The 23,016-nt window shown below is 42.5% G+C and carries 21 protein-coding genes; 5 read left to right on the top strand and 16 right to left on the bottom strand.

From position 1 onward, the window contains the following. Positions 1–8: 8 nt before the first annotated feature. Positions 9–701, bottom strand: a complete 693-nt coding sequence (locus BFM96_RS04000) for a Crp/Fnr family transcriptional regulator (protein ID WP_068994156.1) — start codon at positions 699–701, stop codon at positions 9–11. 210 nt (positions 702–911) lie between these two features. On the opposite strand from BFM96_RS04000, the gene argR reads away from it, so the two are divergent. Further along, the gene (argR, locus tag BFM96_RS03995) at positions 912–1,382 is read left to right on the top strand and encodes an arginine repressor (RefSeq protein WP_068990627.1); all 471 of its coding nucleotides are present in this window, start codon (positions 912–914) and stop codon (positions 1,380–1,382) included. A 37-nt stretch (positions 1,383–1,419) separates the two neighbouring features. Next, a complete protein-coding gene (gene pepA, locus BFM96_RS03990; protein ID WP_068990625.1) occupies positions 1,420–2,484 on the top strand; it encodes a glutamyl aminopeptidase in 1,065 nt (354 codons plus the stop codon). 137 nt (positions 2,485–2,621) lie between these two features. Here pepA and dtd read toward each other — a convergent pair whose 3' ends face one another. The 11 genes from dtd to BFM96_RS03935 form a co-directional block, all read right to left on the bottom strand. Beyond that, positions 2,622–3,065: a D-aminoacyl-tRNA deacylase gene (gene dtd / locus BFM96_RS03985; RefSeq protein ID WP_068990623.1), complete on the bottom strand. Its 444-nt coding sequence runs from the start codon at positions 3,063–3,065 to the stop codon at positions 2,622–2,624. Between the two features lie 8 nt (positions 3,066–3,073). After that, positions 3,074–5,290: a RelA/SpoT family protein gene (locus tag BFM96_RS03980; protein WP_068990619.1), complete on the bottom strand. Its 2,217-nt coding sequence runs from the start codon at positions 5,288–5,290 to the stop codon at positions 3,074–3,076. 361 nt (positions 5,291–5,651) lie between these two features. Further along, positions 5,652–6,998 (bottom strand): type I glutamate--ammonia ligase, encoded by a 1,347-nt coding sequence (gene glnA / locus BFM96_RS03975; protein WP_068990616.1) that lies wholly within the window; start codon positions 6,996–6,998, stop codon positions 5,652–5,654. 42 nt (positions 6,999–7,040) lie between these two features. Next, positions 7,041–7,400: a MerR family transcriptional regulator gene (locus tag BFM96_RS03970; RefSeq protein WP_068990613.1), complete on the bottom strand. Its 360-nt coding sequence runs from the start codon at positions 7,398–7,400 to the stop codon at positions 7,041–7,043. A gap of 81 nt (positions 7,401–7,481) precedes the next feature. Beyond that, positions 7,482–8,009 carry an FUSC family protein gene (locus tag BFM96_RS03965; RefSeq protein WP_068990609.1) on the bottom strand — a complete coding sequence of 176 codons (528 nt, stop codon included), beginning with the start codon at positions 8,007–8,009 and terminating at the stop codon, positions 7,482–7,484. 79 nt (positions 8,010–8,088) lie between these two features. Further along, positions 8,089–9,096: a type 2 isopentenyl-diphosphate Delta-isomerase gene (gene fni, locus BFM96_RS03960; RefSeq protein WP_068990607.1), complete on the bottom strand. Its 1,008-nt coding sequence runs from the start codon at positions 9,094–9,096 to the stop codon at positions 8,089–8,091. Next, positions 9,089–10,093, bottom strand: coding sequence for a phosphomevalonate kinase (locus BFM96_RS03955; RefSeq protein WP_068990604.1), 1,005 nt, complete (start codon positions 10,091–10,093; stop codon positions 9,089–9,091). The genes fni and BFM96_RS03955 overlap by 8 nt, the downstream gene beginning before the upstream one ends. Next, positions 10,083–11,030, bottom strand: coding sequence for a diphosphomevalonate decarboxylase (mvaD, locus tag BFM96_RS03950; RefSeq protein WP_068994153.1), 948 nt, complete (start codon positions 11,028–11,030; stop codon positions 10,083–10,085). Before mvaD ends, BFM96_RS03955 begins: the two co-directional genes overlap by 11 nt. Then, positions 11,012–11,890, bottom strand: coding sequence for a mevalonate kinase (gene mvk, locus BFM96_RS03945; RefSeq protein ID WP_068990603.1), 879 nt, complete (start codon positions 11,888–11,890; stop codon positions 11,012–11,014). The genes mvaD and mvk overlap by 19 nt, the downstream gene beginning before the upstream one ends. A gap of 176 nt (positions 11,891–12,066) precedes the next feature. Continuing rightward, positions 12,067–13,005 (bottom strand): serine hydrolase domain-containing protein, encoded by a 939-nt coding sequence (locus BFM96_RS03940; protein WP_068990599.1) that lies wholly within the window; start codon positions 13,003–13,005, stop codon positions 12,067–12,069. Between the two features lie 2 nt (positions 13,006–13,007). Beyond that, positions 13,008–13,745, bottom strand: coding sequence for a CppA N-terminal domain-containing protein (locus tag BFM96_RS03935; RefSeq protein ID WP_068990596.1), 738 nt, complete (start codon positions 13,743–13,745; stop codon positions 13,008–13,010). Positions 13,746–14,284: 539 nt separating this feature from the next. On the opposite strand from BFM96_RS03935, the gene BFM96_RS03930 reads away from it, so the two are divergent. Then, entirely contained in the window at positions 14,285–15,541 is a 1,257-nt protein-coding gene (locus BFM96_RS03930; RefSeq protein WP_068990592.1) for an ISL3 family transposase, read from the top strand. A 38-nt stretch (positions 15,542–15,579) separates the two neighbouring features. Here BFM96_RS03930 and gla read toward each other — a convergent pair whose 3' ends face one another. Next, the gene (gene gla, locus BFM96_RS03925) at positions 15,580–16,431 is read right to left on the bottom strand and encodes an aquaglyceroporin Gla (protein WP_068990591.1); all 852 of its coding nucleotides are present in this window, start codon (positions 16,429–16,431) and stop codon (positions 15,580–15,582) included. 104 nt (positions 16,432–16,535) lie between these two features. On the opposite strand from gla, the gene BFM96_RS03920 reads away from it, so the two are divergent. Further along, entirely contained in the window at positions 16,536–18,806 is a 2,271-nt protein-coding gene (locus tag BFM96_RS03920; protein WP_068990586.1) for a Xaa-Pro dipeptidyl-peptidase, read from the top strand. A 600-nt stretch (positions 18,807–19,406) separates the two neighbouring features. Continuing rightward, the gene (locus BFM96_RS03915) at positions 19,407–19,706 is read left to right on the top strand and encodes a YbaB/EbfC family nucleoid-associated protein (RefSeq protein WP_068990584.1); all 300 of its coding nucleotides are present in this window, start codon (positions 19,407–19,409) and stop codon (positions 19,704–19,706) included. Between the two features lie 36 nt (positions 19,707–19,742). On the opposite strand, the gene BFM96_RS03910 is transcribed toward BFM96_RS03915, so the two are convergent. The 3 genes from BFM96_RS03910 to BFM96_RS03900 form a co-directional block, all read right to left on the bottom strand. After that, positions 19,743–21,182 carry an IS1182 family transposase gene (locus BFM96_RS03910; protein ID WP_068990582.1) on the bottom strand — a complete coding sequence of 480 codons (1,440 nt, stop codon included), beginning with the start codon at positions 21,180–21,182 and terminating at the stop codon, positions 19,743–19,745. Between the two features lie 631 nt (positions 21,183–21,813). Beyond that, entirely contained in the window at positions 21,814–22,416 is a 603-nt protein-coding gene (locus BFM96_RS03905) for a 3'-5' exonuclease (protein WP_068990581.1), read from the bottom strand. A 39-nt stretch (positions 22,417–22,455) separates the two neighbouring features. Continuing rightward, positions 22,456–22,971: a DUF536 domain-containing protein gene (locus tag BFM96_RS03900; RefSeq protein WP_068990575.1), complete on the bottom strand. Its 516-nt coding sequence runs from the start codon at positions 22,969–22,971 to the stop codon at positions 22,456–22,458. Between the last annotated feature and the right edge of the window lie 45 nt (positions 22,972–23,016).

Raw genomic sequence — 23,016 nt, 5'->3', positions numbered from 1 at the left:
TTTTCATTTTACCACTTAATATATTGTAAAAAGTATTCTTTATCGCAAAAAGTTAGGTGGTGCTTCTCCATTTCAATGACCCCTTCCTTTCTCAACTGACGCAGGACATGACTGACTGTCTCACGCGTAGTTCCACTCATATTGGCGATATCAATCGTTGTAATCGCAAAGGGGAGCTGAACCTTGCCCTCGTTTTTGTCACAAATATCATAGAGCAAGATAGCCAGTGCCTGGGTCACTCGCTCAATAGCACTTGAGGTCACCATATTTCGCAAACGAATTTCATGCACATGCAGGAGACGAGACAAGCGTTGGTAGAGCATTTTCATCTGATGCACATTTGTCAGACAAAATTTTTCATATAAATCCGTAGGCAGTGTGAAATATTCTACATCTGTAATCGCTAAACCAGAAAAATGATAGCGTTCATCTTGAAACATCCCTCCATAGGGAATCACACGGTCTTTTTTGACATAATCAATGTACAAAAATGTCCCGGATGAATCGTGCTGCTCTACTTTTACATAGCCTGAGAAAATCAAAAATAACTTATCTCGTATATCGTCCTCAAAAAATAAAATTTGTCCTTTGGGGACTTTTCGGTAATGAATGCGAGCGACTAGCTGATCAAATTGCTCAATTGAAAAATGCTGAAATTCTTCTAGATTTCGTAAAAAATGGTACTGCTCTCGTGTAATCATCTGCTTCTCCGTCATTTGCTCCTCTATTAGTTTCTATATCCTCCTACTCATTATAGCATATTCTTTAGAGATTTCATTGGAGACAATGTGATTAACTTGAATATTTTTAAAAACGACTTCCTTTTCATGAATATTTTTTTATTTTCTTTGAATAATTCCTAATTTTTTGATACAATAATATTGATAGCGTTTACGGAAAAGAGGTCTCCCATGAATAAAAAAGAAACACGACACCAATTGATTCGCTCCTTGATTTCAGAAATGAAAATCCATACCCAACATGAACTCCAGCAGGCTCTTTTGAAGAATGGTATTTCTGTCACCCAAGCGACCCTTTCTCGAGATATGAAGGAACTCAACCTTGTCAAGGTCAATCACGAGGATAACCACTACGAAATTTACAGTATTACTCAGAGCCGTTGGGAGCACCGCCTGCGTTTCTATATGGAAGATGCCTTGGTCATGTTGCGGCGAGTTCAAAATCAAATCATCTTAAAGACCTTGCCTGGACTTGCTCAATCTTTTGGTTCTATCTTAGACTCCATTCAGATTCCAGAAATTTTAGCAACTGTCTGCGGTGATGATACCTGCCTCATCATCTGTGAAGATATAGAATCTGCCGAACGCTGTTTTGAAGAATTAAGCAAATACACACCACCTTTTTTCTTCAGTGAGAAATAAAATATGTTAGAATAGATAGAAGAAAGAAGGTAGAACGATGACACAATTATTTGACAAAATCAAAGAAGTTACAGAACTCTCTGCTATCTCCGGTCACGAAGGTCCGGTCAGAGACTTCCTCCGTCAAAAACTCACTCCCCATGTGGATGATATCGTAACAGATGGACTTGGCAGTATTTTTGGGGTCAAACAAAGCACGAGTGCTGACGCTCCTCGTGTGATGGTCGCTGCCCATATGGATGAAGTTGGTTTTATGGTGAGCAACATCCAAGCAGATGGAACCTTTCGCGTTGTCGAAATTGGAGGCTGGAACCCTCTCGTCGTCAGCAGTCAACGCTTTACATTGCTCACGAGAGATGGACGTAAAATCCCTCTCATTTCTGGCTCTGTCCCCCCTCATTTGACTCGTGGAGCAGGAGGCCCAACCCTCCCATCCATCTCTGCAATCGTCTTTGACGGTGGATTTTCAGATAAGGCAGAGGCTGAGAGTTTTGGCATTCGGCCTGGAGATGTTATCGTACCAGACAGCTCAGCTATCCTGACAGCCAATGGCAAAAATGTCATTTCTAAGGCTTGGGACAACCGTTACGGAGTACTGATGGTCAGTGAACTTGCAGAGCAACTTTCTGGAAAATCTCTTCCGAACGAACTCTATCTTGGAGCTAATGTCCAAGAAGAGGTAGGGCTTCGTGGTGCTCATACATCCACGACAAAATTTGCTCCTGAGATTTTTCTGGCTGTAGACTGCTCTCCTGCCGGAGATGTTTACGGCGATCAGGGGGCGATTGGCGAAGGGACTTTGATTCGTTTCTTTGACCCAGGACATCTCATGCTTCCAGCTATGAAAGATTTCCTTCTCACTACTGCAGAAGAAGCCGGGATTAAATACCAATATTATTGTGGAAAAGGGGGAACAGACGCTGGCTCTGCTCATCTACAAAGCGGTGGCGTCCCATCTACCACTATCGGAGTATGCGCTCGCTACATCCACTCCCATCAAACGCTTTATGCAATGGATGATTTCTTACAGGCACAAAATTTCCTGCAAGCCCTCGTGCAGAAACTCGACCGCTCAACGGTTGATACCATTAAACGATACTAGGCAACATAATCAATATCTCCTAAAAGAAATCGTACAGTTCAACGTTCATCTGAATTATAAATGACAAAATGCGTTCCTATCATCAGGGAACGCATTTTATCAGCTTTTATACTTGTCAAAAATTAAAATTCTGTTCACTAGCGATTTTTCGTATCCAACACAATGGTCACAGGGCCGTCATTGAGCAGGTCAACTTGCATATCTGCCCCAAATTGACCTGTTTGAGTAGCTACTTCAAGTGCTAACTGTTCATTCAATCGTTCATACAGAGCCTTTGCCTGCTCTGGATTTGCTGCACCTGTAAAAGCTGGACGATTGCCCTTTTTGGTATCAGCATGGAGGGTAAATTGAGAAATGGACAAGATTTCTCCACCGATATCCTTGACACTGAGATTCATCTTATCCTCTGAATCTGAAAAAATTCGCATATTGACAATCTTTCGAGTGGCATAGTGGAGATCTTCCATCTCATCCTCCGGAGCAATACCAACCAGAAGCAAGAGCCCTTGCTTGATGGAGCCAATCATCTGCCCTTCGACGGCGACAGAAGCTCGTTTCACACGCTGAATCACAACTTTCATTTACTCACCTACCCATTCGTCCGTTTGACCGAATAAACTTCCGGTACACTTTTAATCTTATCCACTACCGTTGTTAGCATAGATAGATTGGCAATTCCAAAAGAAACATGGATATTGGCAAATTTCATATCCTTGGTTGGCTGGGCATTGACTGTGGAGATATTGCGGGTCGTGTTGGACAAGACCTGAAGGACATCGTTGAGAAGACCTGTTCGATTTAAACCATAAATATCTATATGAGCAATATATTCCTTGCTAGAGTGCTCATCTTCCCACTCTACATCTAGCAAGCGTTGTTCATAGTTATCCTGAGCTCGTAAATTCATACAGTCCACGCGATGAATAGCTACGCCACGACCTTTGGTAATATAGCCGACAATAGCGTCACCTGGCACAGGATTGCAACATTTGGCAATCCGAATCAACAAACCAGAAGCTCCTTGGATGACCACACCACCCTCATGCTTGACTTTCAAGGTATCCTTGTTTTCAACCTTGACCTCACCGCCTTTGAGCAATTCTTCAGCCTCTGCACGAGCCTTAGCCTTCTCCTCTTCTCGGCGTTCTTTTTCTGTCAAGCGATTGAAAATGGAGATGGCCCCCACCTCTCCAAAACCAATGGCCGCAAAGAGGGATTCCTCAGTCTTGTAACTCGTCTTTTGCAGCACTTCTTCCATGTGCTTTTTATCCATGTATTTATTAGCTACATAGCCATGCTCTTGGAATTGAGCTTGTAAGAGTTCTCGACCTTTTGAAATGGACAATTCCTTGTCTTGGTTTTTGAAAAATTGACGAATTTTATTGCGAGCCTTGCTGGTCTTGACCATATTGAGCCAATCACGACTTGGTCCAAAGGAGTTGCTATTGGTGATAATTTCCACTTGGTCCCCTGTTTTCAGCTTGGTTGTCAAGGGAACCATCCGACCATTGACCTTGGCACCTGTCGCTTTTTCTCCAACCTTGGTATGGATTTCATAAGCAAAATCAATCGGTCCTGAATCTTTTGGTAAAGAGCGAACGGCTCCATCAGGGGTGAACACATAGATTTCCTCTGCCAGATAGTTTTCCTTGACCGAATCCACAAATTCTTTAGCATCATCAGACTGGTCTTGGAGCTCCATCATTTCCTTAATCCAGTTCATCCCGATTGCTGATTCACGACTGTCAACCTGTCCCTTAATGCCTTTTTTATAGGCCCAATGAGCAGCTACCCCATACTCTGCCACCTCATGCATTTCCTTGGTCCGAATTTGAAACTCAATCGGACCCTTGGGACCGTAAACCGTCGTATGGATTGATTGATAGCCATTGGCCTTGCGGTTGGCAATATAATCCTTAAATCGCCCCGGCATTGGTCGCCATAATTCGTGAATATAACCCAACATTGCATAAACATCGCTCTGAGTATCAAGGATACACCGAATGGCAATCAGGTCGTAAATCTCATCAAAACGCTTCTTTTTATCCTGCATTTTTCGATAAATCGAGTAAATATGCTTAGGACGACCATAGATTTTCCCATGTAAATGACGTTCAGCCGCATACCTATCAATCTTCTCAACTACTTCTTCGACCAAGGCTTCCCGCTCTCTGCGTTTTTCCTTCATCGTATGAGAAATCTTGTAAAACTCCACTTCGTTGAGATAGCGGAAGGACAGATCTTCCAATTCCCATTTGACGCTGGAAATCCCTAGTCGGTGAGCTAGCGGAGCATAAATTTCCATAGTTTCTCGCGAAATTCGTTCCTGCTTGTCTTTTCGCAGGTGTTTCAGCGTGCGCATATTGTGCAATCGGTCGGCTAATTTCACCAAAATAACCCGAATATCTTTCGACATGGCCATCAGCATCTTGCGATGATTTTCCGCCAATTGCTCCTCGTGGGACATATACTTGACCTTACCGAGCTTGGTCACCCCATCTACGATAATGCGGACATCTTCTCCAAATTCACGCTCCAAATCGTCCAAAGTCGCATCCGTATCCTCCACCACATCATGCAAAAAACCGCAGGAAACGGTCACCGCATCCAGTTTTAATTTGGCCAAAATGCCCGCCACTTGGATCGGATGAATAATATAAGGTTCCCCTGACTTGCGAAATTGTCCACTGTGGCAATCCACCGCATAAATCAAGGCCTTCTGCACAAAAGCCACATCTTCTGGGGATAAATAGTCTCTAGTAAGGGCCACCACTTGGTCGCCTGTTAAGTTTACTTCTTTTGGCATCTTTCTCTCCAATTCTTCCTATCATTTTACCATTTTTAAAGCCAGAAGAAAACTGCTATTGATTAAATAAGAAGGATTTTTCCTCGCTATCGGTAAAACGATGCATTCTGACTAGAAAATGTCCAAGAGTCTAAGATTGATAAAGTAGAAGAAATATTTCCAATCTCCCTTGAAGAACGGAGTTTTTCTTATGGAAAGCATAAATTGTTTAAGCGTGTTACACTGACAATTCACAAGGGAGATAAGATTGCCCTCATCGGAAAAAGTAGTAGCGGCAAATCTACATTATGGTTTCGAGCCATAATAAGAGGCAGAAAACCAATGTTTCCGCCTCTTTTTTATTATCTATTTTTCACAGCCCTTAGTATAAGTCAAGGTAGTTATCCACTTCCCATTGAGATACAAAGGTTGCATAACTCGCCCATTCAATACGCTTCGCTTCAACAAAGTTGGTATAGATATGTTGACCAAGTGCTTCCTTCACGACCTCATCTTCTGTCAAGGCTTTTAGAGCATTGTGAAGAGTTGATGGTAAATCGGTAATCCCCGCTTCCTTACGCTCTTCTGCTGACATGACATAGATATTCTCTTCGATCGGAGCTGGTGCCTCAATCTTATTTTCAATACCATTTAGTCCCACCTCTAGCAAAACTGCCATGGCAATATAGGGATTGGCCATTGGGTCAACCGAACGAAGTTCTAAGCGTGTTCCCATTCCTCGAGAAGCTGGAACTCGTACCAAAGGAGAACGATTGCGACCCGCCCAAGCGATGTAGACAGGTGCTTCATAGCCTGGCACTAAACGCTTGTAGGAATTAACCGTTGGATTGGTAATAGCCGTAAAATTATAGGCATGCTTAATCAGACCACCCAAGAAATGATAGGCTATCTGCGATAATTGCATGCCGTTAGGATCCTGTGGGTCATAAAAGGCATTATTACCATCCTGATCAAAAAGGGACATATTGCAGTGCATCCCTGATCCAGCAATGCCAAACTTGGGCTTCGCCATAAAGGTCGCATACAAACCATGCTTGCGAGCAATTGTCTTTACAACCAGCTTAAAAAGCTGAATTTTATCACAGGCACGCAAAACCTCATCATACTTAAAATCAATCTCATGCTGACCAACAGCCACCTCATGGTGACTCGCTTCCACCTCAAATCCCATGGTTGTCAAGACATTTACGATTTCACGGCGCGTATTATCTGCCAAATCTGTCGGCGCTAAATCAAAATAACCTCCCTTGTCGTTGACTTCCAGCGTAGGATTGCCATGCTCGTCTAGCTTAAACAGAAAAAATTCTGGTTCTGGTCCAAGGTTAAACGATTTGAACCCTAGTTCTTCCATGTGCTTGAGGGCACGTTTGAGATTTCCTCGAGGATCCCCTTGGAAAGGCACCCCTTCTGTCGTGTAGACATCACAAATCAAACCAGCAACGCTGCCATTTTCATCTCCCCAAGGAAAGACTGTCCAAGTATCCAAATCTGGATAGAGATACATATCAGACTCGTTGATACGTACAAATCCTTCAATCGATGAGCCATCAAACATCGCCTTATTGGATAAAACCTTTTCAAGCTGTTCATCCGTTGCAGGAATTTCGACATTTTTCATCGTTCCTAAAATATCTGAAAACATCAAGCGAATAAAGGTGACATTTTTTTCTTTCACTTCGCGACGGATATCAGCTACTGTGATTGGCATGGGTATATTCTCTCCTTGTTAAATCCTTTTACATCTGTTCGATTACTGCATGCGACCGAACGGTGGAATGGATGAAGCAAAGCGACCTTGCTGCAAGATGTCATTGTGCAGTGCACGGCGGACGTCTTTTTCAGTAATGGTTCGTTTGGACTTAGCTTCACGCTCAGCATATTTTTTCTTAATAGCAGCGATATTATAGCCTTCTGCAATATAGTCTTTAATCTCCAGCAAGCGATCCATATCATTCAAAGAATACATACGGCGATTGCCTTCATTGCGATCAGGCTTAATCAAATCTTGATCTTCATAATAACGAATCTGACGAGCTGTCAAATCCGTCAATTTCATAACGCTACCAATAGGAAAAACTGCCATATTACGGCGAAACTCTTTTTCCTTCATTGCTTTTCCTTTCTTACACACTATTATAGTCTGAAACTTCTCGTCTGTCAAGAATATATGTTAGAATTTCTGACATGTATATTATTTCTCTTTTTTTGAAAGAATTTGTCGAAGTCTCTCCACATCATAATTGACCAAAATGGCGATAAAAACTCCGACAAAGGTTTCAAAAATCCTTGCACATACATAGGTCAAGGTATCCCCTTCTGGGATAGAAAGGGTAATAATCAAGAGGGCAGACACGCCACCAATCACTCCGGCTTGATTGTTCATAGCGACATTGGTCATAATCGTCAGCATCGTACAAATCGGAACCATAAACAGAGTAATCAGAAAATTATCTGCAAATAATTGATTCAGCAGAAAAAATAGGACGGCATAAAAGCCACCGATACTATTTCCTAAAATACGTGAGGTCCCAAAATGAACACTTTTATCAAAGTCCTCTCTCAGACTAAAAACAGCTGTCAAAGCAGCGATTTGAAGACCTTGCCAACCTAGTATATGAAAGAGGAGAAGAACGATAAAAACAGCTAGTCCCGTCTTTAAGGTCCGCATTCCTAAGCGAAATTTAGAAGAATCCAGTCGATATTTTTTAAAATAATTCATGATTCACTATTCTTTCTAGTTTTATTGTACCATATTTCCGATAAAAAATAGTGATGATTTTGGCAAAATTCCTATTTTTCTAGTGGTTGTTCTCTAGGCGAGCTTGTGCTAATCGCCCGTAGAGTAAGTAGGGCACTTGGTGCAATTCAGCGATTGATTTGCACCCCAAGGCACACATGATAAGACGAATATCTTCTTTCCATCCCTCTACAATGGTCATCACTTCTTCCAAGGGTTTGGTCTCCACTAATTCCAAAATGGTTCGCGATAAGCCAACCCCCTTGGCTCCTAAAACGAGGGCTTTGACCATATCAAGAGGATGACGAACGCCACCGCTCGCTAGTATTTCAAGCTTGTCCATCAAAGCTTGTGCATTCAATAAAGCTTGAACGGTTGTCTGGCCCCAGTCGTTGAGATAATTGCGATTGCCTCCGCGGCGATTTTCAATAGCCGCAAAACTAGTCCCCCCACGACCTGAAAGATCCACCGTGCGGATTCCTAGCTCATGAGCCAATTCCATGCTTTTCACGTCCATTCCAAAACCCACTTCTTTCAGAATCAAGGGGATGGGGGATTGAGCTACATAATCTTTCAAATGATTGGTCCAGTGAGCAAAACTACGTTCCCCTTCTGGCATGAGCAATTCTTGCATGACATTCACATGAACCTGCAAAAAAAGAGGATTCATAGCTTTTATGGCTCGTTGGGCAGCTTGATAGGGCTTGTCCAGCCCTATATTGGTCGCAAGGAGCAAGTTGGGATGGCCTTCACGCACATCGTAAGACACATCTTGAGGATTTTTCAACGCTGCACTGTACGATCCCGTCACAAATAAAAGACCACAAGCTTCTGCCAGCTGTGCTAGTTTTTGATTGATTGTTCCTGCTTTCTCACTTCCTCCAGTCATGGCATTGATATAAAAAGGAAACTCCCAATCACGCCCTGCAAAGTGAGTACTCATATCAATCTCAGCCAAATCATACAAGGGAAGCGAGCGATGAATTAACTCTATATCATCAAAACTATTATACCCCCATTTTTGCTCCAAGGCATACTGGATATGTTGATCTTTTCGTTGCTCACTCATTTGGTCCCATTTTCTCCTCATATAATACTTCAATTCCTTGTTTCTGCCACCGTTTTTTGAGTTCTAGACTACTCTCTAGCGAAAAAGATAGGGCAATCCCACAATCACCACCCCCAGCTCCACTACTTTTTGCAACTGCGTCCAATCCCGTAGCAGACTCTTTCAAACGTCTGAGCATTGGTGGGTAAATCTTAGGGCTTAAATCTTCCAATAACTGACTAGCCCTCGCTAAACTGCTCACAACTTGCTTCTTATCCCCATCGGACATAGCCTGAGCCAATGTTTTCACCTCTTGATTCGTCGCTTCCAGAAATTCTTCTGTGATTGCTGCCTGAACTTCTTGAATCATGAGGCGAGAAAGAGATGGTTGCTTGGTCCAACCCACTAGAAAATCACAAGATACAGCAGGCTTCAACACTTGAATGGTATAGCCCCAGTTTTCTTTCAGTACAACTTCCAAGGGCTTTTCTGCAAGTGCTTGTGCCACTCTTGCACGATCAAAAGAGGTATATACTACCAAATCATCATAAGCAATACAGGCAACATCTCCCATAGAGCCATTATCACCATGCTTTAGAAGAATGGCTGCTGCCAAGCGAAAAACGAGATCTGGGCTCAATGTCAAGCCATAGAGAGCAGCCACGGCCCGCACTGTCAAAACAACCACACTACCGCTCGAACCTAGACCAAATTTCTTGTCTTCTTTTTCCATCTTTCCAGTAATGACTAGGGAAAAAGGTCTAGGTGCCAATCCTTGGCTCACCAGATAAGTTTCCATCATTGCCACCGCATCCTGAATCAAGGCATAGCCAGAATCTGGGGTTAAATCTACTGCATAGTCAAACATATCCGATTCTAAATGATAGCGAGAACTCGGCTCTATCTCTGCCTGCATATAGACAGGAATCTGTTTTATCAAAGCAGACTGCCCTGCTGTCAAAATAGCGTATTCCCCTGCTAGATAGAGTTTCCCTCCACTTTTTACCTTATGCTTCATGGCTCAAATCCTTTGTTTTGGAAACAATCACCCGATAATGTTTCTCAAAGATTGGCACCAATTCTGCCAAATCTTCCTCCAAGCAAAGAACCTTGACGTTTGGCCCCGCATCCATCGTGAAATAGCAAGCATGGCCATTCTCTCGTAACTCTCTTACAAAATCCATGGCTTGGTAGCTAGCCTCTGTCAGATACGAAAAGACAGGAGTAGCTGTCTCGGTCGTCCCATGCATAGCCAGAGCATTTTCCTCCGTTAATGCTCCTACTTTTGCAAAATCATTTTCCCTCAAATACTGGAGCATCTGTTGGTAATCAACTTCTGAGCGAGCAATCCATTCCGCAAAATTGGTAGATGTTTCTACACAACGTTTCATACCTTCTCGACTTGAAATTGGTTTTTTCTGGTCCTCCAAAACCAACATAATCATTGCTAACTTCAACTCTGTTTTGACAGGAAAAATGTCCCCGCTGTCCTTGTCCCAAGCAGCTAGAGGGCCATAGAAACTTCGCGAAGAAGAACCGGACGCTAACTTTGCTTCTTGGGCTAATTCCTTGGTCGTTAATGCTAGATTAAAAAATTCATTACAAGCCTTGATGAGTGCAGACAGACCACTAGAGCTAGAAGAAAGACCTGCTGCCGTAGGCATGTTATTGACCGTATCAACACGGACAAATCCTGCTCCTTTTGGACGGTAACGATCCACCACTGCTTGAATTTTCTCATGCTCTGCTGGACTTTGCAACTCCCCATTGATATAAAATTCATCTGCGGTTGCTGTGCTTGGCAAAGCACTTAAACGAGTATCTGTGTACATGTTTTCCAAGGTGAGCGAAATACTACTGGTCGCCGGCACTACTCTTGTCACATCTGCCTTTCCCCAGTATTTGATAATGGCAATATTGGCGTATGAACGCACGGTTATAGGTTCTCTATCCATGTATTGATTGCCCCTTTCTCCTGTAATCGCTGAGCCAAACGCTCAACTTCGTTTCTTTCTTTAACGAGAGCAATAATACAGCCCCCAAGACCGCCCCCGCTCATCTTAGCCCCTAAAGCTCCTTCTTCTAAAGCCAGATGCACTAACTCATCTGCCTGCTCACAACTCACCCCAATTGCCCTCAAATGACTGTGGGCTTTTGTCATGGCTTGGCCAATTCCATCTAAATCTCGTTGCGCAATTCCTTGCTCGATTTGCTTGGTCAGATTTCCTAGCTGGTGGAGATTGTGGAGGGCCAATCTCCCTGCCTCTTCCACCTTTTGGATAGCCTCTCTCGTATGACCATGAATACCAGTATCTGCAATCAAAAGATAAGCCTTCAAATCCACATCAAGCTCCGTAAATCCAACATTTTTGATGAATTTAATAGCACGATTGCTCAGGCAAGTCTTGGCATCCAAACCACTAGGATTCATGTGGGCAATCATCTCTGCACGATTGGCCAAAATTTCCAAGGTCTCCTCATCCAAGGTCTCGTCAAAATAGTCAAAAACCGCTCGTATTGCTGCAATGCTAACAGCAGCTGATGAACCCATTCCCCGCTTTTCAGGCACCATCGAATCCACCTGACAACGGATAAAGGCTTCCCCAATCCCTAAATGATCCAGCGCCGCAAAAACCGCCATTGAAAGCGTGTCTTCTTCATAAAGCACCCAAGGACGCTCAGCTGGAACAATCCGGCAGGTCACCTCAATGTTATTTAAGGGGAGAGAGATGGCTGGGTAGCCATAAACCACCGCATGCTCCCCAATCAATATAATTTTACTATGTGCCTTTCCGACACCCATTTCTTTTGTCATAGTCTCTTTCTCGCATTTCTCTATTTATTATTCTAATACATTTCACAAAAAAAAGCGATTGTTTGGCAGAGAAAAAGAAAGGAACCCAAGCTGATGTTCCTCTCTTCTTTATTTTTTATAACATCGCTGCACAAGCAGTTCAAAAACTATCTATACTTCACTTCTCGGTTTAACATTCATCGAGTTTCCAAACAGAGCTTAATGACATCGCACAGTTTTCTACGTTCTTCGATCCATCTAGGTCTGTCATCCCTATCGTAGGTTCGATTGGTCAAAAAAATGACAGCTTCTTGCCTCTTACGATTGACCATGATAAAGGGACCCGTATAGCCGGTATGATCTAGCCAATCACCCTCTAAATTCCAAGCAAGACTACGCGTTTTCCCCTCTTCTTGAGAAAAATTTTGAAATAAATCTTTTGCAAAATCATCCTGCAAATAATGCTCTAAAAAGAGCTTTAAATCGTGAATAGTCGAGAACAGACCCGCACTACCTGCGTGCACGCCTAGCACCCGTGCCTTGGGATCATGAACCAAGCCCTCATCATGTCCACGAACCGTCGGAACTGCACCCAGTCGCGGGCCAAAGCTCGTATCCTTCATCTGCCAAGGTCGAAAAATCTCCTGGTCAAACACTTGATTCAAACTGGCTCCATAGATGTCTTCCACTAAAAAACCCAGTAAGAGAAAATTCACATCTGTGTAGTGAAAAGCTTGACTTTCTCGTAAATCAAGCTGATACAAGGCCGCTTTCAGCTGCTCTGCTGATAAAGTATCTCGATTGGGGATAAAGGGATCGAGCCCAGAAGTATGGGTCAAGAGCTGCCGAATGGTAATCTGACTATGCCGAAATTGGGGTTGATAGGTTTGAAAAGTCTGATCCAACTCAACTAAGCCCTGCCCCATTGCAACTAGCAAGAGAGTGCCAACCCCGACAACCTTACTAACACTGGCTAAATCATAGAGTAAATCAGCCCTTGTTTCTTGGTTTCTAGCAGGATCGCTCTGTCCCACATAGTGCTCCTCCCAAGCCCCAGCTCGGTAAACAGCCAAACTCGCTCCTGGATATAACCCAGACTTCATCTGCTCCTTGATAAAGGAAAGCACTGTCTCCATACTTACACTCTCTCAACCCAGACTTCAATCTGACTTTTATCCTTTGTACCAAAGAACTTCCGAGACTTGGGGACGAAAACTTCTGTATCAGAAAATTGGTGCTCTAACTGAGCCACATCAATCTCTTCCACTTTCCAACGAATGGCCGATAAATCCCACGTCTTGCCTGCCTCTATCTCCAAATCCGTCCCTTCTACTTCAACAAAGTCCAAAAAGCAAGCACTTCCCGGAAGTTTTTGATAAAAATCTTCTTTGTCAAGCGAAGAAATATGGAGATGAATTTTTTCTACTTCAAACTCTGATAGCTTTTCAACATGCTCCAAGGGATGAAGCTGCTCTAGCTCTGCCACAGGAATCAATGTCGTCACATCGTCTTCACTATGCAGGAGAAAACGATCTCCTTCTGGAGAGGTCGCTTCAAATGCTAAACCATTTTCTCCTTTATAGCAGGTTATTTCCTCTGGTGCTCTAGCTAGTAAACTATCAATTTCACGTGGCTCTTTCACCTTTAACACAACTTTTGCCAGTTTTTTTAGCCCCTGTACTTTTCTGGCACGATTACTCGGAACTTCCTCCAGCAGTAACTTCTCTTGCCGACTCTGATCTCCCAAAATGGTATATCCAGCGTCTTCTAACACATTGGTCAGTCCTAACACTTCTGTATAAAATTGAAGATTTTTTCTTCGATTATTGATTGTAAGGGTCGGTACTGCTCTTACAATAGAATTTCTGTCACTCATACTTTCCTCCAGTCTTTCTATTGTAAAAAATTTTTTCCTATTTTGCAATAATTTATACGCGAATATGCTCTATTTTTTATCTGAAAATTTCATCCCGCTACATACATTTGTAGGCGATGTTGTTTTCGTGAAACATACGACAGCAAGTAGCACTATCTTTCCTAATTGAATAAAATAAACGAAGTCTCACACTGACTATGTTTGATACTCTATGAAATGTAAAAAATCAAATAGTTTCGTTTGCTTTATTATAAAAAGTTGACTGTTCAATCGCTTTTTTTGCTCTCATTCCAAACATTTCAAACAGGTAGAATAAGATGCTAAACTCCCTTGCATTTTTTGAAATTTTGGTACTTCTTCATCTATTTCTTTAAAAAAAGCCTGAAAGCTAGGCTTCAGACTTTGTTGATTTTATGGCTCTATAATATCTGTAGTGGGTAAATCCACTGTGGAGATTATGGAGCCTTTTTCAGTGTAGAAAAAAAGTCCCATATGACCTATAATGAAAAGCGACAAAAATATCATTTAGAAAGACTCATATGGAACAACTAAATCTTATCACAAATTTTCTCAAAATGAAAGACAAAAATATCACGATCACTAATGAATGCGACATGGGAACACACTTAGAACTCCACGGTCACTTGGATTACACAGCCCCTAAATGCCCTTCCTGCAAGGGACAAATGGCTAAGTACGACTTCCAGAAAGCCTCTAAAATCCCCTACTTAGAAACTGCTGGCTACCCGCTACTTATCCGCCTTCGAAAGCGTCGTTTCAAATGCAAGGAATGTGGGAAAATAGCGGTCGCTGAAACTCCTATTGTTAAGAAAAACCATCAAATCTCTGTCGCTGTCAACCAGAAAATCGCACAATTACTCATCGAAAAGCAAGCAATGACACATATCGCACACAGACTTTCCATTTCTACATCTACAGTTATTCGAAAACTCAACGAGTTTAAGTTTGAAACGGAGTGGTCTAAGCTTCCAGAAGTCATGTCTTGGGATGAGTATGCCTTCAAGAAAGGGAAAATGAGCTTTATCGCTCAAGATTTCAACTCCCTAAATGTCATCGCTATCCTTGATGGAAGAACGCAAGCAACCATCCGAAATCACTTTCTGAGATACCCTAGACAGGTCAGAAACCGCGTTAAATTCATCACTATGGACATGTTTAGCCCTTACTATCAACTAGCCAAACAACTTTTTCCTCATGCTAAAATCGTGCTTGATCGTTTCCACGTTGTGCAACATCTCAGCCGTGCTATGAACCGTGTCCGTACCCAAATCATGAATGCTTTTGACCGCAAATCGCATGAATACAAGACGCTCAAACGCTACTGGAAATTGATACAACAGGACAGTCGAAAACTCAGTGACAAGCGGTTTTACCGCCCGACCTTTCGGATGCATTTGACCAATAAGGAGATTGTCGCTAAACTGCTCGGCTATTCTCAAGAACTGAGAGAACACTACGAGCTCTATCAACTACTGCTTTTTCACTTCCAGGAGAAGCAAGCTGACCAGTTTTTTGGACTTATCCAAGACACTCGGCAGACTGTCGACCCGATTTTCCAGACCGTATTTAATACCTTTTTGAAGGACAAGGATAAGATTCTCAACGCCATGGAATTGCCTTACTCAAATGCCAAACTTGAGGCGACGAATAATCTCATCAAAGTCATCAAACGCAATGCCTTTGGCTTTCGAAACTTTGAAAACTTTAAAAAGCGGATTTTCATTGCTTTAAACATAAAACGAGAGAAGACCAATTTGGTCCTCTCTAGGTGTTAGCTTTTCATCTACCCACTACAGTTGACAAAGAGCCGATTTTATCCGTAAAGAACTTTGTAAAGTGCCACAGCAGCAATACCTGCCAAGATTGGTGCTACAACAGGTACCCAAGCGTACCACCATTTTGAATCACCCTTGCTCTCTCCAAGAACTGATTTTGGAAGAAGGAAGTGAAGGACACGTGGTCCAAAGTCACGCGCAGGGTTTAGACCTGGCCCAGTAGGACCTCCAAGAGACGTTACAAGAGCCATCACAAGGAAACCAAGTGCCATGTGAGCAACCACAATCCCTGCGTTCAAGTGTCCACCAAGTGCTACTTTTGCTTGAATATTAGCCACATCCATACCTTGTGTTTTTGCAAAAGCTGCTACTTCTGCACCAAAGTAATTTTTTGTCAAGCCCATTGCTGAAAAGAATAGCACGAATGAACCGATAAACTCATTCACAAATCCGTTGATGGTTGCTGCTTTACGAGATTCTGCAGTTCCGTGGTCGATACTAGAAATTGTCCCAAAGGTTCCCAAGATATGATTTGGATTTGTCGTTTGAAGGAAGTAAGGGCGGTAAGCCACAACGACCATCAACTGACCAAAGATAGCTCCCAAAACTTGAGCTAAGATATAAGGAACCACTTGTGCCCATGGGAAGTAGCCGCTAGCTGCAAGTCCCAAAGTAAAGGCAGGGTTGATCTGGTTTCCTGACACATTTCCAAACATAAGAGCAGGCATCATCACACCCATTCCATATCCAATCGCAATCACAATCCAGCCACTTTGATGACCTTTTGTTCCTTTTAATTCAACGTTGGCAACCGCACCATTTCCCAAAATGATGAGCAGGGCAGTTCCCAAAAATTCTGTGATGTATTTCACAGTCCATGTAACGTCCATGTTTTTCTCCTCTTTTTATATAATTTTTAGACAAAACCTATTCTATCAAGTATAATGAAGAATGTAAAGGTTATTTTCACAAAAAATACAAAAAGGAGACATGTATGCGCTTTAATCAATTTAGTTACATCAAAAAAGATGAGAAAACAATGAAAACAGAACTCGAACAGCTTGGATTTTCCTATTCTTTTGAGGAGAATGCCAAAAAAAATCTAGAGCAGTTTATCCGTCGTTGCTTTTTTACTTATGAAAACACCGACTATGCTCTATCTCTTCTCTTGGCAGATTTCGAGACGGATTTCCTAACCTTCTGTCAATCCGACCGTGAATTGACAGCAGACGTTTTCTACATGCTAGCCTTCCAATTGCTTGGATTTGTGCCACATATGGACTTTGAACAGGTAGAGGATTTCCGCAAGGCAGTTGATTTTCCGATTCGCTATGGAAATCTTTTAGAAAATCTCTATCAGCTGCTCAATACCCGCATGAAGGGGGGCAATACCCTCATCGATAGCCTAGTCAGTCAAGGATTTATCGAGGAAAACAATCATTATCATTTCTTTAATGATAAGAGCCTTGCAACATTTGATACACATGACCTAATTCATGAGGTGGTTTATGTTGAAAGCTTAGTCGATACGGACGGAGATGGGCTCGGAGACTTAATCAAGGTCAGCATTTTACGACCAAAAACCAGCCAGAAAATCCCTGCTGTAATGACAGCAAGTCCCTACCACCAGGGGGTCAATGACAAGGAGAGTGACAAAGCTCTGCAAAATATGAATGTGGACTTAGCAGTCAAGGAAGCAAGAACCATCACTGTTCAAGAACAGCCGATTTCACGACTGGAACCTTCCAAAGCCCAAAGGATAGGAACTAGTACTGAAAAACTCGGCGCTATCGGCAGTTACTCCTTGAATGACTATCTTCTCGCTCGTGGCTTTGCCAATCTCTATGTCTCAGGAGTCGGCACGAAAAATTCTCAAGGAATGATGACCAGTGGCGATTATCAACAAGTCGAGGCTTACAAAAATGTCATTGATTGGCTCAATGGTCGCTGCACTGCCTATACCGACCACAGTCGAACAGTCGCCGTTGTAGCTGACTGGTCAAACGGCAAGGTCGCAACTACAGGTCTATCTTATCTGGGCACCATGTCTAATGGTCTTGCGACAACAGGGGTTGATGGGCTCGAGGTCATCATCGCTGAGGCTGGTATTTCTTCTTGGTACAATTACTATCGTGAAAATGGTTTGGTGACTAGCCCTGGAGGCTATCCTGGAGAAGATTTGGATTCTCTGACAGCTCTGACTTACTCGCGTGACCTTTTCGGTGGAGACTATCTACGCCACCATGCTGACTATCAAGCATTCTTTGAAGAACAGCAAAAAGCGCTTGAGCGTAACTCTGGTGATTATACTCAATTTTGGCATGACCGCAATTATCTCCCTCATGCCCACAAGGTCAAAGCTGAAGTCGTCTTTACCCACGGTACACAGGATTGGAATGTCAAACCAATTCACGTCTATCAGATGTTTCACGCCCTTCCTAGCACCATCCAAAAACACCTCTTCCTCCACCACGGAGAGCATGTTTACATGAATAACTGGCAGTCTATTGACTTCCGCGAATCGATGAATGCTTTGCTGACGAAAAAGCTCATCGGAGAGCCGTCTAGCTTTACCCTACCGACCGTCATTTGGCAAGATAATCAAACCCCTCAACATTGGGAAGTGTTAAAAGATTTTGGGGCTAACAAAACCCTTACCCTCCCACTAGGAACGGAAGAAAAAACAATCCAAAACCACTATCCGCAAACAGACTATGACCGCTACAGCAAAGCTTATCAAACCTTCAAAGAAGATTTATTTACCAACAAGGCTCAGCAAGTGACAATCGACTTGACCCTGGAAGAAGATCTATGGATCAACGGCCCGATTACTCTCCAGCTACGTTTAGCGTCTTCTAGCAATAAAGGCTTGATTTCCGCACAGGTCCTTGATCTAGGCAAGCAAAAACGCCTGCTTTCTCTGCCGAAAGTCGTTGAGTCACGCTCTCTTGATAACGGACGCTATTTTGCTCAGGAGCATTTGTGGGAATTGCCATTTGTGGAAATGCCCCATCGCGTCATCAGCAAAGGCCATCTGAATATGCAAAATCGTACGGATTTATTGACTATCGAAAATGTTCATCCTCAAGAATGGATGGATTGCCAACTTCGCTTGCAGCCAACGATTTATCGCATGAAAAAAGGAGACCAGATCCGAATTGTCCTTTATACGACAGACTTCGAACATACCGTGCGTGACCAAACAGACTACCAATTGAGTGTGGACTTGAGTGCTTCATCTATCACAATTCCTAATGAGATTTAGCACACCTTTATCCCAAAAACAAATGAACACTTGGTGTAGAATGAGCTAGAACGACCTATAAAATAGGAATTACATTGGAAAATTTTATTTGAAAAAGAAAAGATAGCCTACATAGGCCCGACACCATTTTTCTCAGTGCTTTAAGAGAGCCTACAGTCATCAAAAAGAGTAGCTAAAGCTATTCTTATCTCATTTAACTTTTTCTAATAGACAAGCTGTTTTAAAAGCGATACAAGAAACAAAAGTAAGTTAAGAAGCTCAGCAAAAAGAATTCTCAGCTCTTACGCAACATGCAAAAGGATTAGCCAAAAGACTAGTTTTCCAAGGATTATGACTTTATACATCAATTAGTCTTGAAGTAAGGATAGTGGCTAGATGCCTCCGCCTCAGCCGTTTTTTACCGGTTGGCATCTTTTAGATTTAGATGAAAATCAGCATCCATGTTGGCCTTAGGACAAATCAATATCCATTCTCAAACTTTATTTGTCCTCAAGGACAATACTCTTGCTATTATTCGCTAACTTTGTAGCAGCTACTCCTTCTATCAGCTCGGTTTATGGTATAATAGACAAATAAGCCAAAAAAGGAGAACAAAGAACTATGATGAATATGCAAAATATCATGAAACAGGCCCAAAAAATGCAAAAACAAATGGAAAAAAGTCAAGCAGAATTGGCTGCCACTGAATTTTTCGGGGAATCTGTTCAAGGCTTGGTTACTGCTACCTTTACAGGCGATAAGAAGTTGGTTAAGATTGACTTTCAAGCAGATATCGTTGACCCAGATGATATCGAAACCTTGTCAGAGCTGACCACCCAAGCCATCAACCATGCCCTTACACAAATTGACGAAGCTACCAAGAAAAAACTCGGTGCATTCGCTGGCAAATTACCATTCTAATCCAAGCAAAAAGAAGTTGAATACCTATTCAACTTCTCAGACTGAAGACAAACTAGCCCTTAAACTAGTTTGTCTTTTTGTTTGCTGTGTTATTTTTGAAAAAAGTAGTCTAAAAGAGTAGATTAGGGCAACATAAAAAGGCCTTCCTGCCCTCATTTTCACCAGTTTTTTGAGATTAAGGCACGCCAAAGTCAGCCCAACTTTATCTCGCATTTTGGGCTTACCAATTTCTCTTGTATAGCGGAGATTATGGTATTCTTTAGCCGTCCCAAAGAGTCGCTCTATCGTCTCCTTGCGGTGCTGATATCGCTCTTTCATCCCTCTTTGGTGGCGAATCTCTTCACAAATCTCCATGTAACCTTTCCAGATATGTCTGGTGACTAGCTTCTGATTGGTCTTACTTTCAGTACAACTCTTTAGGAGTGGACAGGTTGCACAAGTCTTAGGGTCACTCTTGTATTCTCGATAGCCAGAACGGTTGGTAGTGCTGTAAGACAAGACTTGGTTTTCAGGGCAGAGGTAGACGTCATAATGCTCGTCATAAATGAAATCATTCGGTCGTAACATGCCCTTCTTGCCACGAGGTCTGGTGTAGGGAAAGACAGGTGTGATATGCTGATCCAGTAGACATTTGGCAATACTGGGAGTTTTATAACCAGAGTCAGCGATGATATAGTTGGGGTGAAACGGTTCTAGCTTTGCGAAAGCAGGGAAAGCTTGACTATCATGGACATTGCCTGCTTCAACAGTATAGGCTAATGCCCAACCGTGTTTGTCGCAAGCCACCTGTGCTGCATAAGCGAAAACCTCCTTATGCTCCCCCTTATGAAACCAACCACTATCAGGGTCAGTCGTGGACATCTTTTTAGTGTTAGCCTCGCCTTTTGCGGCGGGCTTTAAGGGCTTTTTTTCATGTGTTACCCGATCTTGTGCGATTTCTTTTTCGAGTTGTTCACTCATCCATTTAGCTTGAGCCTCGACCTCTTGTCGTCTGTATTTATGGTTGTTGGCAGCTGCTTTGATGTGCGTTCCGTCGATGAAAATCTCATCTGTATCCACTAATCCAGCAGTCAAACAGAGATTGAGGACATGTTCGAAGATACGCGTGATCACTTCTGTTTCAGCGAAACGACGGCTGTAGTTTTTACCGTATGTGGTAAAATGAGGCACCTTATCGTCCAGACTCAAGCCCAGAAACCAACGATAGGCAACATTGACCTCAATGTCCTTGATGGTCTGACGCATGGAGCGAATGCCATAGAAGCACTGAATCAGAGGGATTTTGACCAGCATAACAGGGTCAAGGCTAGGACGACCCTTGTCTGAGGAATAACTATCCTCCACCAAGTCATAGATGACAGAAAAGTCGACAGTTTCCTCCAACTGACGCAGAAAGTGGTCCTTTGGAACTAACTCTTCAAGCGTATAGAAGCCTACTTGACGACGGTTATAATCGGGATTTTCTTTGTGAAACATAGCCAACACCTCACATTCTTCTTACCTCTATTATACTCCTTGACATCAAAAAAAGCCCTCAGAAACAAGTATTTCTAGGACTTTGTCTTCAATCTGAGAAGTTGAATACCTATTCAACTTCTTTTTATTTTATACTCCATAAAAATCAAAATCTGACTAGGTTCCACAATTGAGAATTGTGGAAGGTGACAGATAAAACCAGCGTAGCTTATGTCCTAAAAACCGCAGGGTACCGGAAGTTCGCTGAGAGGCTGGGACAAACCAGGATGAGCGCGATGCGATCACCCATAAAAGAATATAATCTGGAAGATTACGTATAAAAAGTCCCTCATATCATTATTTTTGTAGCTTTATCAGTTTGACGCAGTAGTTGTCTGGTTTGTAGAACGTTGATAAATCAACATTCTAGTAGAGGAGACTAGCGAACATTTCGCTAGCTCTATTTCCAATCTTCAACAGTCCGCTGAACTGTTGAAGCAAGGTGAGTTAACAACGTCAGATTTTGATTATTGACAAATATTATCAACAAACCGACAGTCCGTTCAATGGGAACTCTCCTATCTCCTAAAATGCCAAGCATCCTAGACAAGTTCCATTTGTCATTTTTTCCTACACAAGCTTTCCCCTTTTCTCAAGCATCATCTCCTCCGAAAAAGGCAGACAGATCCAAGCCGTTAAAGGTGCCTTGGAAATCTTTGTCCTGCTCATTTAGCCAGGACTTACTTTCATCTACTTCCTTGAATTTTTCGTAGATTTGGGCTGTCATTCGAGCATCCTCAAGGCTATTGTGAGCTCGTCCTTTCAAGCCTAAAAAGCTAGCAACAGTCGCTAAGCGAAGATTTGCAATACCATGTAAGTCTGTGCTTCTACGCTCCAAAGCTTCTTCATATACGTCCACTTGGTACAGAGCTGCCACATCCAAGCCGTTTTCTAACAAAATAGGAATATCGCTCTTTTTCCCATTGTACCCAATCAAGGCTGTCTCGCCTATAAACTGCTGAAAATCTGCTAAGACTGTGCCCACTGATGGTGCATGTAAAAGGTGCTCGGAAGTAATACCAGTCAAACCATTGATAAAACTTTTGAGAGGGACGTCTGTGTGGACATAGCTATCAAATTGCCCCACTTCTAGACCGTCTTGCATCTTCACCGCTGATACCTGAATCAAATGAAATTGTCCCTTGTACTCCGTAAACTCCAAATCAAAGGCAATATAGGTTCCTAAATGTTCCATTTTTCCTCCATACTAGAAAAACTGACCCAAAGCCAGTTCTTATTTTCCTAATAAACGTGCCCAGAAACCTTTTTTTTCTTGAGCTTCGACTTTTTTCTTTGCTTCATCCAACTCTAAGAGTAAGACTTCCTGATCATTTTTAGCTTCGGTGACCAACTGTTGAGCTTGGTGGGTCAACTGTTGCTGCTGATCCAATTGCTTATCTTTTTCAGCGATTTGGATATCCTTAATCCGCATTTGCTCATCTTTTTCAGCTAGCTGGGCATCTTTGACCTTCAATTGCTCATACAAACGGGCAATTTCATCATTTTTCTCATCGACCAAAATCTCCATCAATTCTCGGTGCTGCACATCTTGACTGACTGGTTCGTCTTCAAAAATCGTCTTTTTATAGTGCTCTTCTAGCTTGATTAAACCGCTTCTTTTGACAACGGTCACACCTTTTTCATTTTTCTCGGTATCCTCAGGCGGCAAAGCCTTGACCCGATTGTTGACCGCTTGGCGACTAACTCCTAAAATATCGGCTAGTTCGCTGACTGTTTTTTCAATCGTCATAATATCCTCTGAAACTTTTTCTTGATATAGCTACCTAAATCTTAA

Source organism: Streptococcus himalayensis (genome assembly GCF_001708305.1).
GTDB lineage: Bacteria > Bacillota > Bacilli > Lactobacillales > Streptococcaceae > Streptococcus > Streptococcus himalayensis.
This window is presented reverse-complemented; position numbering and strand designations above follow the sequence as displayed.